The organism is Methylobacterium platani, from assembly GCF_001653715.1.
Classification (GTDB): Bacteria; Pseudomonadota; Alphaproteobacteria; order Rhizobiales; family Beijerinckiaceae; genus Methylobacterium; species Methylobacterium platani.
On record NZ_LWHQ01000039.1, the window covers coordinates 46,716 to 59,338 of the forward strand.

Consider the following 12,623-nt stretch of genomic DNA (forward strand, 5'->3'; position numbering starts at 1 on the left):
CCGGCGCTCACGCCTTCGCCGCGTGCTCCGGCGTGACCGTGGCGATCCGCACGAGGTTCGTCGCGCCCGGCGTGCCGAAGGGCAGGCCCGCCACCACGATCACCCGGTCGCCCACCCCCGCGAAATTCTCCCGCACCGCGAACTTGCAGGCGCGGAACGACATGTCGTCGATGTCGCTGGCGTCGTTGGTGACGATCGGGTGGGTGCCCCAGGCGAGCGCGAGCCGCCGCGCCGTCTCGCGCTTCGGGGTCAGCGCGATCACGGTGGCGTCGGGCCGGGCGCGGGCCAGCCGCAGGGCCGTCGAGCCCGACGCGGTCCAGGCCATCACGGCCTTGAGCCCGAGCGTATCGGCGATCTGGTGGGCGGCGGCCGCGATGGCGTCGGAGGCGGTCGATTCCGGCTGGTTGCGCTGGGCCGCGATGATCGACCAGTAGATCCCGTCCTGCTCGACCTGCTCGGCGATGCGGTTCATGGTCGAGACCGCCTCGACCGGAAAATCCCCGGACGCGCTCTCGGCCGAGAGCATCACGGCGTCGGCCCCCTCGTAGACCGCGGTCGCCACGTCCGAGACCTCGGCCCGGGTCGGCACGGGCGCGGAGATCATCGATTCGAGCATCTGGGTCGCCACCACCACCGGCTTGCCGAGGCGGCGCGCGCCGCGGGTGATGCGCTTCTGCACGCCCGGCACCTGCTCCAGCGGCATCTCGACCCCGAGATCGCCGCGGGCGACCATCAGCCCGTCGGCCACCGCCATGATCGCGTCGAGGGCCGCCACCGCCTGCGGCTTCTCGATCTTGGCCATCACCAGGGCGCGCCCCTGCGCCACCGCCTTGACCTCGACGACGTCCTCCGGGCGCTGCACGAACGACACCGCGATCCAGTCGGCGCCGGCGGCGAGGCCGGCATCGAGGTCGAGGCGGTCCTTCTCGGTCATCGCCGCGACGGGAATCGTGGTGTCGGGGAGCGACACGCCCTTGCGGTTCGAGATCCGGCCGCCGGTCACCACCCGGGTCACCGCCCGGCCGGGTTCGACCTCGGTCACGACGAGGCGCAGCTTGCCGTCGTCGACGATGACCGCGTGGCCGGGCTCGAGCGCCGAGAGGATCTCGGGATGGGGCAGGTGGACCCGGGTCGCGTCGCCCGGCGCCGGGTCGTCGTCGAGGACGAAGCTCTGCCCGTTCTCGATCGTCGCCGCATCCTCGGCGAAGCGCCCGACCCGGAGCTTCGGGCCCTGGAGGTCGACCAGCACGGCGATCGGCCGCTTCAGCTTCTGCTCGATGCCCCGGATCGTCGCCACCCGCTCGCTCAGGCGCTCGCGGGGGAGGTGGCTCATGTTGATGCGAAAGACGTCGGCGCCGGCCGCGAACAGCGCCTCGATCACCGCCGGATCCTCGGAGGCCGGGCCGAGGGTCGCGACGATCTTGGTGCGGCGGGCGCGCTTCATGGGGGTGTCGTCCGGATGGGAGAGATCGCGCTACGCAAAGCCGGTCGGCGCGCTCGGGTCAATTGGCGATTTGGGGCCGGGGCAGGGGGCGGGGGACGGATTAGGGTAGGCTGTGCTCCACCTTGCCCGACTCGATTTTTGTAGATACAAAAACCATGAAGATCGTGTTCGACGAATCGAAGCGGCAGGCGAACCTCGCGAAGCACGGCTTCGACTTCGCCGATTTCGAGCGATGCTTCCACCGCGAGGGTGCGATGACCGTGCCGACCCGCCCGAGCCTCGTCGGACGGCCGCGTCTGAACCTCATCGGTCGTTGGAACGACCAGATCGTCGTCCTCGCGGTCGTGTCGCCGCTCGGCAGCGAGGCTTTGTCCCTCGTGAGCCTGCGCCATGCGAGCCCCAAGGAAAGGAACGCCTATGCCCGGCACCTCGAAGACTGACCCGGCGCCTCCGGCCTACACCCAGGAGGATTGGGACGACGTCGATTCTCCCGAGCTGACGGACGAGGAGCTGGCCCAGCTGCGCCCGGCCCGCGAGGTTCTTCCTCCCGAGATCTACGCGGCCCTCCCGAGCCGCGGCGGCCGGCCAAGAGCCGAGCGGCCCAAGCAGCTCGTCAGCCTGCGCCTCGACCCGGAGGTGATCGAGACCTTCAAGGCGACGGGGCCGGGCTGGCAGACCCGGATGAACGAGGTGCTGGCCGAGGCGGCGCGGAAGCTGCGGGCGGCGTGAGGTCGATGGCCCCTCCCGGCGGCATCGGGGAAACGCGCTCCGCGCGCCTCGATCACACGCGCAGGAACCACCTGAGACTGCGCCCCGCCGCACAGAACCCGTGTCGCGAATGAGCATGATCCACAACGAGCGCACGAAGCTGACGGCGACCTACCTGAATACGGCAGCGGGCGGCTTGTTCACGGCCGGCGTCATCGCGCCCGTGGCGGCGGCGACCTTCGGCGTCTCGGGCGCGGTGGGCGGTCCCTCCGCGTTGACACTCGTCGGGGGCGTCGCGATCGTCCTGGGGTGCAGCGTCGGCCTCCACCTTCTGGCTCGCACCGTTCCGAAGGGGCTCAAGCCGTGACCGACATCCAGATCGTCGCCTTCATCGTCACGCCGCCGATGGCGCTCGCCGTCGGCTGCGGCGTCGCCTACCGGGCCCGGCACGCGGGCTGACCGGTTCTCTGACCGTCTGCGCCTCCGTGGGCTTCCCCTCGCCATCCACGCCATGGGCGACGATGCGATGCGCCTCGACGAGCGCGAAACGCCGTCAGGGCCAGCCGAGCGGCAGAACGCACGACCCGCGAGCCGTCCTCACGGCCCCGCCCGCCCCGGATCCGTCAGCTGGATCGTCCAGCTCTTCTGCTCGCCGGTATCGACCTCGAAGAAGCCGTTGCGGTCGTAGCCGCGGGCGAGGCAATCCTCGACGCCCCGGATGGTGAACTCGCGGTCGCGGGTGCACATCAGCGAGCGGCCGCTCCACTCGCCGCCGCGGTCGTAGTCGACCGCGAAGACGTAGTAGAAGCGGGCGGCGAGCGCCCCCTTGAGCAGGGTCTCGCAGCCCTTGGCCGAGAGGTTCCACCAGCCCTCCGTCACCCAGCCGCCGGAATCCCGGTAGCCGAGCGCGATGCCGATGCGGCTGCCGGTCATGTTGCACATCCGCAGGTCCGCCCGCGCCGGCCCGGCGCCCAGCAGGGCGAGGAGCGGGACCGAGAGCAGCGCGGCGCGGCGGAGGGAGGGGAAGTCAGCCAACCAGGATGATGCGGAGGTCATTGACGTTGGTGCGGGTGGGCCCGGGCCGGACGAGGTCGCCGATCCGGTCGAAGAACGGGGTCGAGTCGTTCTCCCCCAAGCTTGCCCGCGCGTCGAGCCCCGCCGCTGCCGCACGGGCGAGCGTCGTGGGGTCGATCGTCGCCCCGGCCGGGTCGGTGGCCTCGCCGCGGCCGCCGTCGGTGCCGTCGGTATCGGCCGAGAGGGCGGAGATTCCGGGCGCGCCGTCGAGCGCCAGCGCGAGGGCGAGGGCGTATTCCTGGTTCGGACCGCCCTGGCCCTCGCCGCGGATCGTCACGGTCAGCTCGCCGCCGGAGAGCAGCGCTACCTTGCGCCCCGCAGCCGCCATCTCGCGGGCGAGCGCCGCGTGCGCCGCCGCGACCTCGCGCGCCTCGCCCTCGAGGTCGGCCCCGAGCAGCACCGGCTCGTAGCCGGCCTCGGCCGCCGCCGCGGCGGCCGCGTCGAGGGCGTCGACCGGCCGGGCGATGATCCGGAACTCGCTGCGGGCGAAGGCGGGATCGCCGGGCTTCGGGCTCTCGTTGGCGGGGTCGTTCAGCAAGGCCTCGGCGGAGGGCGGCAGGGGGATGGAGCGGCGGGCGCAGATCGCCCGGGCGTCGGACAGCGTGGTCGGATCCGGTACCGTCGGCCCCGAGGCGATCACCGCCGGGTCGTCGCGGGGCACGTCGGAGATGGCGAGCGTCAGGAGCCGGCCGGCCCGGCCGGCGGCCTTCGCCAGCCGCCCGCCCTTGATGCGCGAGAGGTGCTTGCGCACGCAGTTGATCTCGTCGATCGCCGCGCCCGAGCGCAGGAGCGCCCGGGTGATGCCCTGCTTCTCGGAGAGCGTCAGGGCGCCGGCCGGGGCGATCCAGTTCGCCGAGCCGCCGCCGGAGAGGAGCACCAGCACGAGGTCGTCCGGGCCGGCGGCGGCCGCGAGGTCGAGCGCGCGCTGCGTCGCCGCGATGCCGGCCTCGTCCGGCACCGGGTGGCCGGCCTCCACCACCTCGATCACGCCCGCCGGCTCGCCGTAGCCGTGGCGGGCCACCGCGAGGCCGTCGATGCGGGACGGGTCGACCCCTTGCGCCCGGTAGTGCCGCTCGGCGAGCGCCGCCATGCTGGCCCCGGCCTTGCCGGCGCCGAGGATCACCAGGCGCCCGGCCGGCGCGGGGGGCAGGTGCGGCACCAGGCAGCCGCGCGGATGGGCGGCCGTAACGCCCGCATCGAGCAGGCGCAGCAGCAGGGCGCGGGTCTCCGGAACGGGGGCGTCGGTCACGAGGCGGCTCCTTGCGAAGAGTATGGTCGTGCTTCGGACCGGCTTCGTGCCGGCCTCGTTCTAAGCTGTTAGAGCTAGGCCGTTCGGGCGGAGCGCCTTGGCCGCGCGACCGCGATGCCGGCCAGGATCAGCCCGCCGCCGAGCACCTGCAGGGCCCCGAGGGCCTCGCCGAGCAGGAGCCAGGCCAGGATCGCCGCGGCCACCGCCTCCAGGAAGATCACCAGGGAGGAGAAGCCGGCGGGCAGGCGCCCGAGCGCGACCGAGAGCAGGCCCTGGCCGCCGGCATGGCTGACGAGCGCCAGCGCCACGAGGCCGCCGGCCGCCCCGAGGCTGTGCGGCAGCACCGGCCGGGTCTCGATGAGGGCGACCGCGCCGAGGAGCACCAGGGCGGTGATGCAGGACGCCGTAAAGGTGACGCGGGCGGCCCCCAGGCCCTGGGCCCGGGCGCGCTCCACCGTCAGGAAGTAGAGGGCGAAGAACAAGGCGGTGACCACCCCGTCCCGGTCGCCGGCGAGGCGGGCGGGATCGACCTGCACCGACTGCCCGACCAGGGTGGCGCCGCCCATGAGGCAGACGAGGAGGCCGAGCAGCGTGCGGCCGGCGGGCCGGCGGCGCAGGCCGGCCCAGGCGAACAGCACCACGAAGACCGGCGCGGTGGTGGCGAAGAAGGTGGCGTTCGCCACCGTGGTACCCAGGATGGCGAGGTGCCAGAACAGGAGGTCGCCCGAGAAGGCGAGGCCGGCGAGCACGGCCGAGGCGGTGAGGCCGCGGCGCAGGTGCGGCGCCCGCGCCTCCTCCCACCGCATCCAGGCCCACAGCACCGGCAGCGCCAGGGCGACGCGCCAGAAGGCGCTGGCGAAGGGCCCGACCTCCGGGCTGACGAAGCGCACCAGGACCGGCGACAGGCCCATCGCCACCGCGCCGGCGACGAGGGCGGCGAAGGCGGGACCGAGACCGGATGGCAGGGAATCGCCGGCGGGGCCGGAGGCGGCGAGATCGGGCAGGGGCGTGCGGGACATCGGCAGAGCCTTCGGGGGCGAGACCTTCGCGGGCCCGGCGCGGGGATCCGACGCCGGTGGTAGGGCAAGACGCGGCCGGCGTCACCGTGCGGAGACGATGGAGGCGGCCCCGCCATTTGGGTATGAGGGGGCGGACCGACACCAGCGCAGCCCCCGATGACCGCCGCCACAGCGTCCCACCCCCCCCTTGCCCATCCGCCCCAGCCCGTCGAGGCGATTCCCGGCGACCCGGCCTGCGGCCTCGTCCTCCTGTGCGACCACGCCTCGAACGCGGTGCCGCCGGACCTCGATCGGCTCGGCGTCGCCGCGCCCCATTTCGAGCGCCACATCGCCTACGACATCGGGGCGGCGGCCGTGACGCGCGCGCTCGCCCGCCGGCTCGGGGCGCCGGCGCTGCTGACCACCTTCTCGCGCCTCATCATCGATCCCAATCGCGGCCGCACCGACCCGACCCTGGTGATGCGCCTCTCGGACGGGGCGATCGTGCCCGGCAACGCGCGGATCGGGCCCGCCGGCGTCGCCGAGCGGCTCGCCCGCTTCTACGACCCCTACGACCGGGCGATCGACGCCGCGGTGGCCGCCGCCTTCGCCGCCGGGGCGCCGCCCGCCATCGTCACCGTGCACAGCTTCACCCCGGCCTGGCGCGGCGTGGCGCGGCCGTGGCAGGTCGGCATCCTGTGGGACCGGGACGACCGCCTCGCCGGCCCGCTGATCGCGGGGCTCCGCGCCGACCCGGCCGGGTTCACGGTCGGCGACAACCAGCCCTACGGCGGCGGCCTTCCCGGCGACACGATCGACCGCCACGCGATGGCGCGGGGGCTGCCGAACGCCTTGATCGAGATCCGCCAGGACCTGATCGGCGACGCGGCCGGGGCCGAGGAGTGGGCGGCGCGGTTCGCGGCGCTCCTGGGGCCGTTGGTCGCCCGTGCTTGACCGGGCGGCCACCCGCCCCGACCTCTCGCCCTACGATCGTTCGCACGAGATTGTTCGAAGGAGACCCCGATGGACGGCATCGACGAGACCACCCGCACCGAGCTCGAGGCCGCGGTCTTCCGCCGGCTGGTGTCGCACCTGCAGGGGCGCACCGACGTGCAGAACATCGACCTGATGAACCTCGCGGGCTTCTGCCGCAACTGCCTGTCGAACTGGCTCAAGGACGCGGCGGATGCCCGCGGCCTGGCCCTCGGCAAGGACCAGAGCCGCGAGCACGTCTACGGCATGCCCTACGACGAGTGGAAGGCGCGCCACCAGAGCGAGGCGACCCCGGAGCAGGCGGCGGCGTTCGCCGCCAAGGCCGAGACGCACTGACGGGATCGGGCCGGCGCGCGCAAGGACCCGGTGCAAGAACTCGGTAAGGTTGCGCATCTATCAAGATCCGGGAGGGCGAGCCGCGAAGGCCGCCATCCGTAAGTGGGTTGGGGTGCCTGATGGCCGCGTCCGCCCGCGGCGGCACGACAGACCCATCGGCCAGGAGACCGTGAATGAACGCGCACAGCATGCCGGACGCCGACGTCGCCTCGTCGGGCGTCGCCGCCGAGGAGCTCAAGCAGTTCATCGAGCGCATCGAGCGCCTGGAGGAGGAGAAGGCCGGCCTCCAGGGCGACATCAAGGACGTGATGCTGGAGCTCAAGGGCCGCGGCTTCGACGTCAAGGCGGTCCGCACCATCCTGCGCCTGCGCAAGAAGGACCATTCGGAGCGCCAGGAGGAAGAGGCGATCCTGGAGCTGTACATGCAGGCGCTGGGCATGGCGTAGGCCACGCCCCTCTCCACCACCTTCATCGGATGAGGCGCGGGAGACCCCNNGGGGTCTCCCGCGCCTCATCCCCGTGCGTCGCCGTCTGCGGCGAGCCAGGGACGATCCCCCGGCTTTCGTCGGCTAACCCCCAACCCCCGCCCGCGCGCGGAACCGGCGCCCCGGCCCCGGACGTTTGGCACGGATGGAGACGATGACGCCCCCGGGGCCCGCCGACGGCTTCCGCTACGCCGACCTGATTCCGGCCACCGACTTCCTCAGCGTCCTCGACGACGCCCAGTACCGCCCGGTGCCGGACGGCTGGTGGGTGGCGGTCACCGACGTGGTCGATTCCACCGGCGCCATCGCGGCGGGGCGCTACCGGGCGGTGAACTATGTCGGGGCGGCGGTGATCGCGGCCCTGCGCAACGCCCTGGGGCGGCGCGATCTGCCGTTCGTGTTCGGGGGCGACGGGGCGAGCGTGCTGGTCGCGCCCGGCGAGGCCGAGGCGGCACGGACCGCGCTCGCCGCGACGGTGACCTGGGCCCGGGACGCGATGGGGCTGTCCCTGCGCGCCGCCCTGGTGCCGGTCTCGGCGATCCGGGCCGCCGGCCACGCGGTGGAAGTCGCCCGCTACGCGCCCTCGCCGGACGTCGCCTACGCGATGTTCATGGGCGGCGGCCTCGCCTTCGCGGAACGCGCCCTGAAGCAGGGGCTCCACGCCATAGCGGCCGCGCCCGAGGGAGCCCAGCCCGACCTCGGCGGGCTGACCTGCCGGTTCGAGCCGGCCCGGGCACGCAACGGCCTGATCCTGTCGATCCTTGTGGTCGCGGCCGAGGGCGCCGACCGGGACGCGGCCCGGGCGGCGATCGCCGACGTGGTGCGGCTCGCCGCCGAGGCGCCGGGCAAGGGCCATCCGCTTCCGCCCGGCGCGCCGCCCTTGCGCTGGCCGCCGGCCGGGTTCGCCCACGAGGTCCGGGCCCATGGCCCGCTCCGGGGCTCGCTCGCCCTGCGCCGGCTCCAGGTGCTCGGCCGGACGCTGCTTGCCCACCTGATCTTCCGCTTCGGCCTGCGACTCGGCGGGTTCTCGGCCCCGCGCTACCTCGACGAGCTGGTGGCGAACGCCGATTTCCGGAAATACGACGACGGCCTGCGCATGACGATCGATTGCGGCCCCGACCTCGCGGCGCGGATCGAGGCGCGGCTGCAGGCGGCCGAGGCGGCGGGCCTGGTGCGGTTCGGCCTCCATCGCCAGGCGGCGGCGCTCACCACCTGCATCACCCCGGTCGCGGCCTTGCGCGACCACGTCCACTTCGTCGACGGCGAGGATGGCGGCTACGCCCGCGCGGCCCAGGCGCTCAAGGCCAAGATTCCAGTCACGATTCCAGTCGCGATTCCGGCCGAGGATCCGGCCAGGCAGACGGGCCGGGACCCCGTGCGCGGCCGCGCGGCCGGGGAATCCGGCGGCGAATCGGCCCGCGCGGCGGTTTGAGGCGGGAGCGTGGCCCCGGCCCGCGCGGGCAGGCGATCGGTCGCATCCCACCCTTGCGTCAAGAGAAGGGACTTGGTGACGCGACTCACCGTATATCCCGCCTTTCCGATTCGAACTGGAACAGAGCCCCTTTGGAAATGAACGACGCGGTGTGGACGGCTGAGGCGACCGAGAAGGCGGTCGCGCTGTGGATCGAGGGACGGGATCCGGCGGAGATCGCCGGCGTGGTCGGGACGACGGTCGCCGACGTGATCGGCCGGGTGGCGCAGGCCGCCCTGGCGCGCCAGCAGGCCGCCGCGGCGGCCCGGGCCGACAAGCCTGCCGCCTCGGTGATCAAGCCGGCGGTTCCCGTGACCAGGCCGGTCGTCCCGGCGGAGACCGTCGCCAAGGTCATCCCGGCCCGGCCGGCGGCGGCGCCGGTCGCCAATCCTGTCGCCGCCGCCCCGGCGAAGGCCGAGCCCGAGAAGGCTCCGGCGCCCCGGATCCTGCCTTCCCGGATCCTCACCGCCGAGACCGCCGCCGCGAAGCCGGCGCCGGCGCCCAAGGTGCTGCCCTCGCGCTTGACCGCCGAGGCCGCGCTGGCCGGCAAGGCCGAACCGGTCAAGCCGGTGGCTGCCAAGCCCGTGACTGCCAAGCCGGCGGCGGCGCCCCAGCCCCGCGCCGCGGCCCCCCAGGCCGAGAAGCCGGCGCCCCGCGTCGAGGCCCGCACGGAAGCGCCGGTGATGAGCGCGCGCGCCCTCGAGGAGGCCACGCGGGCCTTCCTCGCCGCCAACAAGGCACCGGCCCCCGTCCGCAAGCCCGCCGCCCCCGTGGCGAAGGCGGCCCCGGCGGTGAGGCCGCCGGTCGCGGCGGAGGCGCCGCGGGCCCCGGCCGCGATGCCGCGTCCCGTCGAGGCGCCCGCCCGTCCGGCCGCGCCGATCGCCCAAGCCTCGATCGCCCAAGCCCCGATCGTCCAAGCTCCGATCGTCCAGGCGGAGCCGGCCCCGGTGGCGGCACCCGAGGCGGCCGAGACCGGCAGCGTCGTCGCCCTGCCGATGTCCCGCCGGGTGCCGGCGGCCGCGGCCGATGGCGGCGAGGGCGTGCTGTTCCTCAAGGCCGGCCTCCTCGACTGCACCTACCCGCTCTGGGCCGACGGCGACGGCACCGCGATCGAGACCAAGCGCGTCTGCGGCTGCCGGGTGCTCACCGGCAAGCGCTGGTGCCGCACCCACTACGCGACGGTGTTCGAGCCGCCGAAGCGGCCGATGCGGGCGGCGTAACGCCCCCGCACGCCGGCCCCGACAGCCTGGTACCGGACCCCTGCGGGGCCCGGTTCAGCCGGGCAGCACCACCATCACGTCCGGCTCGCGCCCGGTGGGCAGCATGCCCTGGACGCGCCGCCCCTCGAGGTCGACGACCGCGATCCGGTCGTCCTCCAGGGCCGCGAAGGCGAGCGGGCTCGACGGATGGCGGGCGAGCGCCACCGGCGCCCCCGCGAGCGGCACCACCGCCATCTCCTTCAGGGCGGGATCGAGGAGGGACAGGCTCTTCTCGGCGTAGTTCGCCAGGATCAGGTCGCCCTCCTTCCCGCAATCGACCCGCACCACGTCCCCCCGCGTCGGCAGGCTCCGGGTCACCGTCATGGCCTCGGTGGCGAGCGCGGTCAGCGTCGCGCTGCGCCGGTTGGCGACGTAGAGGGTCGCCTCGTCGGGGGAGAGCGCGTTGCCCTCCGGCCAGAGACCGGTCGCGGCGAGGCGCGGCGCCTCCGCCGGCGCCAACGGCCTGACCCGGCTCACGGTGTTCGACAGGATGTTGGCGACGTAGGCCGTCTCGCCGTCGCGCGACAGCGAGAACAGGTGGCCCTTGATGCCGCCGGTCGTCACCGCCCGGTCCGGCCGCTCGGCCCGCTCCGGCGCGTCGAAGCCGAGCAGCACGTCCCGGTCCTCGCTCAGCACGAACAGGTGGTCCTTCGCGTCGAGCCGGATCCCGTGCAGGCGCCGGAACGGCGCGCAGGCGATGGTGCGGGCGAGGCTCCGCGCGGCGAGATCGACGACGTGGACCGCGTCGCCGCCGGGGCCCGGCGTGGTCGAGGACTTGGCGCCGTAGAGGGCGACGTAGGCGCGGGCGCCGGCCCGGTCGACGACGAATTCGTGCGGGTACTCCCCGGGCAGCTCGACGCGGCCGGTGCGCCGGCCGCTGGCGAGCTCGTAGAAGCTCAGGGCGCGGTCGCCCTTCTCCATCACCAGGAGGGTGTCGGAGCGGCCGGCCTGACCGGTGGCCTGGGGTTGCCCGGCGGTCTCGGCCCGGGCGGATCGCGCCGTCAGGGCGAGGGCGGCGAGGCCGGAGAGACAGGTGCGGCGGTCGATGGCGGGGGGCATGAAGGGTCCTCGATCGTCCCCGACACAACCCGGCGCCGACGTAACGGTTCGCCTGCGCGGCGGCGTGGGATTGCCTGCGCGGCGGCGTGGGTTCGCCTGCGCGGCGGCGTGGGTTCGCCTGCGCGGCGGCGTGGCCGCCCGGCCACAGCCGCCGGCGATCGTCGCCGGCCCCGCCGAAGGTCGCAGCACCGTCACGCGGGAACGGGCAGGTACGGGCGCATCCGTCGCGAGGATCCGGTCATGCCCTCCACCCGCTCCTGGCTGTCCGCCGCCCTCCTGGTCTCCGCGAGCCTCCCGGCCGCCGCGGTCGAGGGCATGCCCGGCCCGTTCGGCGAGCGCCTGAGCATCGACGAGAAGGGCATCACCCTGAAGTTTCCCGACGATGCCGCGACCCTGCGGATCGGCGGGCGCCTGCAGCTCGATTTCGGCACCGGGCGGGTGCAGCAGCGCGGCTTCGGCACGGTGTTCGACACGCCGATCGCCGTGCGCCGCTCCTGGATCGAGAGCACCCTGACCCTGGGCAAGGAACTCGAACTCGCCTTCCAGTACGATTTCGCCGAGCCGAACCGGCCGATCAACGACGCGGTCGTCGCCTACAAGGGCTTCAAGGACGTCATCATCGCGCTCGGCAACATGAAGGAGCCGTTCAGCCTCGACCAGCTGATCTCCGACAACAACACCCTGTTCACCGAGCGCTCGCTCGCCGACGCCTTCGCCCCGGCGCGCAATTTCGGCTTCGCGGTCGGCACCCACGGCAAGAACTGGACCGCGGTGACGAGCGTGTTCGGCGGCAACATCAACAATGCGGGCATCGGCGCGCAGGGCGTCGCCTCGACCATTCGCGTCACCTACGCGCCCTACCTCAGCGACGACGGGTACGACGTCCTGCATGTCGGGCTCGCCGGCAGCTACCGCTCGCTGCCCGACGACGGCAGCGCGCTCACCCTGTCGAGCCGCTCCGAGGCGTTCCTGTTCGCCCGGCAATTCGTCAATACCGGCAGCATCCGCGACGCGGCGAGCATCGGCCGCGTCGGGCTCGAGGCGGCGTGGCAGATCGGGCCGTTCCGGCTCCAGGCCGAGTACATCCTGACCGAGATCGGCCGCTCAGGCGGGGCGCCGTCCTTGAGCTTCCAGGGCGGCTACATCCAGGCGGGCCTGCTCCTCAACGGCAAGGGCCGTCGCTACGTGCTCGCCCCCAACTACGCCACCGAGTACGCGGTGTTCGGCGGCGTGCAGGTCGAGGAGGCGCAGCGCGTCAGCCGCGGCGGCACCGGGGTGTTCGAGCTCGGCCTGCGCTACAGCGCGATCGACCTCCAGGACCGCGCGATCCGCGGCGGCATCGAGCAGGACTTCACCGCCGGCATCAACTGGTACCCGGACCGCAACATCCGCTTCGTGTTCGACTACGTCCGCTCCCACACCTCACCCTCGCCGGCGAGCCTGAACTTCAACCGCCGCACCATCGACGCGGATGCGTTCATCGGGCGGGCGCAGTTGTACTGGTAGAACAGGCATCGATGCCGCAAGCCGCTCGACGAGCGTGACAT

General features: G+C 73.7%; 14 protein-coding genes. 9 read left to right on the forward strand and 5 right to left on the reverse strand.

Annotated features, from left to right (window positions below; genetic code table 11):
* Nucleotides 1–7: 7 nt before the first annotated feature.
* Nucleotides 8–1,444: a pyruvate kinase gene (gene pyk / locus A5481_RS19900; RefSeq protein ID WP_064504215.1), complete on the reverse strand. Its 1,437-nt coding sequence runs from the start codon at nucleotides 1,442–1,444 to the stop codon at nucleotides 8–10.
* Between the two features lie 122 nt (nucleotides 1,445–1,566).
* Here pyk and A5481_RS19905 point away from each other — a divergent pair, with 122 nt between their 5' ends.
* The 3 genes from A5481_RS19905 (at nucleotide 1,567) to A5481_RS19915 (ending at nucleotide 2,519) form a co-directional block, all read left to right on the forward strand.
* Nucleotides 1,567–1,884, forward strand: a complete 318-nt coding sequence (locus tag A5481_RS19905; RefSeq protein WP_425350189.1) for a BrnT family toxin — start codon at nucleotides 1,567–1,569, stop codon at nucleotides 1,882–1,884.
* Nucleotides 1,862–2,173: a BrnA antitoxin family protein gene (locus A5481_RS19910; RefSeq protein WP_064504219.1), complete on the forward strand. Its 312-nt coding sequence runs from the start codon at nucleotides 1,862–1,864 to the stop codon at nucleotides 2,171–2,173. The genes A5481_RS19905 and A5481_RS19910 overlap by 23 nt, the downstream gene beginning before the upstream one ends.
* A gap of 115 nt (nucleotides 2,174–2,288) precedes the next feature.
* Nucleotides 2,289–2,519, forward strand: coding sequence for a hypothetical protein (locus tag A5481_RS19915; protein ID WP_245239294.1), 231 nt, complete (start codon nucleotides 2,289–2,291; stop codon nucleotides 2,517–2,519).
* A gap of 230 nt (nucleotides 2,520–2,749) precedes the next feature.
* On the opposite strand, the gene A5481_RS19920 is transcribed toward A5481_RS19915, so the two are convergent.
* From A5481_RS19920 to A5481_RS19930, 3 genes are all read right to left on the reverse strand, one after another.
* On the reverse strand, nucleotides 2,750–3,208 hold the full coding sequence (locus tag A5481_RS19920; protein ID WP_082984939.1) for a DUF1036 domain-containing protein: 459 nt from the start codon (nucleotides 3,206–3,208) through the stop codon (nucleotides 2,750–2,752).
* Nucleotides 3,180–4,475 carry a glycerate kinase type-2 family protein gene (locus A5481_RS19925; protein ID WP_064504221.1) on the reverse strand — a complete coding sequence of 432 codons (1,296 nt, stop codon included), beginning with the start codon at nucleotides 4,473–4,475 and terminating at the stop codon, nucleotides 3,180–3,182. Before A5481_RS19925 ends, A5481_RS19920 begins: the two co-directional genes overlap by 29 nt.
* 74 nt (nucleotides 4,476–4,549) lie before the next feature.
* Nucleotides 4,550–5,494 (reverse strand): DMT family transporter, encoded by a 945-nt coding sequence (locus A5481_RS19930; RefSeq protein ID WP_064504223.1) that lies wholly within the window; start codon nucleotides 5,492–5,494, stop codon nucleotides 4,550–4,552.
* A 156-nt stretch (nucleotides 5,495–5,650) separates the two neighbouring features.
* Here A5481_RS19930 and A5481_RS19935 point away from each other — a divergent pair, with 156 nt between their 5' ends.
* The 5 genes from A5481_RS19935 (at nucleotide 5,651) to A5481_RS35745 (ending at nucleotide 9,978) form a co-directional block, all read left to right on the forward strand.
* On the forward strand, nucleotides 5,651–6,427 hold the full coding sequence (locus tag A5481_RS19935; RefSeq protein WP_064504224.1) for an N-formylglutamate amidohydrolase: 777 nt from the start codon (nucleotides 5,651–5,653) through the stop codon (nucleotides 6,425–6,427).
* 69 nt (nucleotides 6,428–6,496) lie between these two features.
* Nucleotides 6,497–6,802, forward strand: coding sequence for a DUF1244 domain-containing protein (locus A5481_RS19940; RefSeq protein ID WP_064504226.1), 306 nt, complete (start codon nucleotides 6,497–6,499; stop codon nucleotides 6,800–6,802).
* Nucleotides 6,803–6,990: 188 nt separating this feature from the next.
* Entirely contained in the window at nucleotides 6,991–7,248 is a 258-nt protein-coding gene (locus tag A5481_RS19945; protein ID WP_236012505.1) for a DUF2312 domain-containing protein, read from the forward strand.
* A gap of 193 nt (nucleotides 7,249–7,441) precedes the next feature.
* Entirely contained in the window at nucleotides 7,442–8,719 is a 1,278-nt protein-coding gene (locus A5481_RS19950; RefSeq protein ID WP_082173600.1) for a DUF3095 domain-containing protein, read from the forward strand.
* A 137-nt stretch (nucleotides 8,720–8,856) separates the two neighbouring features.
* Nucleotides 8,857–9,978 carry a hypothetical protein gene (locus tag A5481_RS35745; protein WP_053082607.1) on the forward strand — a complete coding sequence of 374 codons (1,122 nt, stop codon included), beginning with the start codon at nucleotides 8,857–8,859 and terminating at the stop codon, nucleotides 9,976–9,978.
* A 54-nt stretch (nucleotides 9,979–10,032) separates the two neighbouring features.
* Here the strand turns inward: A5481_RS35745 and A5481_RS19960 are convergent, their stop codons facing one another.
* Complete coding sequence (locus A5481_RS19960) at nucleotides 10,033–11,076, reverse strand: YncE family protein (protein ID WP_053082608.1); 1,044 nt, start codon at nucleotides 11,074–11,076, stop codon at nucleotides 10,033–10,035.
* 240 nt (nucleotides 11,077–11,316) lie between these two features.
* Here A5481_RS19960 and A5481_RS19965 point away from each other — a divergent pair, with 240 nt between their 5' ends.
* Entirely contained in the window at nucleotides 11,317–12,582 is a 1,266-nt protein-coding gene (locus tag A5481_RS19965; protein WP_048437357.1) for an OprO/OprP family phosphate-selective porin, read from the forward strand.
* The last annotated feature ends 41 nt before the right edge of the window (nucleotides 12,583–12,623 follow it).

Excerpts from the sequence above, each read along its gene's own strand:
- A5481_RS19940 (WP_064504226.1), top strand. The coding sequence starts at position 6,497 with ATGGACGGCATCGACGAGACCACCCGCACCGAGCTCGAGGCCGCGGTC.
- A5481_RS19950 (WP_082173600.1), top strand. The coding sequence starts at position 7,442 with ATGACGCCCCCGGGGCCCGCCGACGGCTTCCGCTACGCCGACCTGATT.
- A5481_RS19930 (WP_064504223.1), bottom strand. The coding sequence starts at position 5,494 with ATGTCCCGCACGCCCCTGCCCGATCTCGCCGCCTCCGGCCCCGCCGGC.
- A5481_RS19945 (WP_236012505.1), top strand. The coding sequence starts at position 6,991 with ATGCCGGACGCCGACGTCGCCTCGTCGGGCGTCGCCGCCGAGGAGCTC.
- A5481_RS19915 (WP_245239294.1), top strand. The coding sequence starts at position 2,289 with ATGATCCACAACGAGCGCACGAAGCTGACGGCGACCTACCTGAATACG.
- A5481_RS19935 (WP_064504224.1), top strand. The coding sequence starts at position 5,651 with ATGACCGCCGCCACAGCGTCCCACCCCCCCCTTGCCCATCCGCCCCAG.
- A5481_RS35745 (WP_053082607.1), top strand. The coding sequence starts at position 8,857 with ATGAACGACGCGGTGTGGACGGCTGAGGCGACCGAGAAGGCGGTCGCG.
- A5481_RS19960 (WP_053082608.1), bottom strand. The coding sequence starts at position 11,076 with ATGCCCCCCGCCATCGACCGCCGCACCTGTCTCTCCGGCCTCGCCGCC.
- pyk (WP_064504215.1), bottom strand. The coding sequence starts at position 1,444 with ATGAAGCGCGCCCGCCGCACCAAGATCGTCGCGACCCTCGGCCCGGCC.
- A5481_RS19920 (WP_082984939.1), bottom strand. The coding sequence starts at position 3,208 with ATGACCTCCGCATCATCCTGGTTGGCTGACTTCCCCTCCCTCCGCCGC.
- A5481_RS19910 (WP_064504219.1), top strand. The coding sequence starts at position 1,862 with ATGCCCGGCACCTCGAAGACTGACCCGGCGCCTCCGGCCTACACCCAG.
- A5481_RS19965 (WP_048437357.1), top strand. The coding sequence starts at position 11,317 with ATGCCCTCCACCCGCTCCTGGCTGTCCGCCGCCCTCCTGGTCTCCGCG.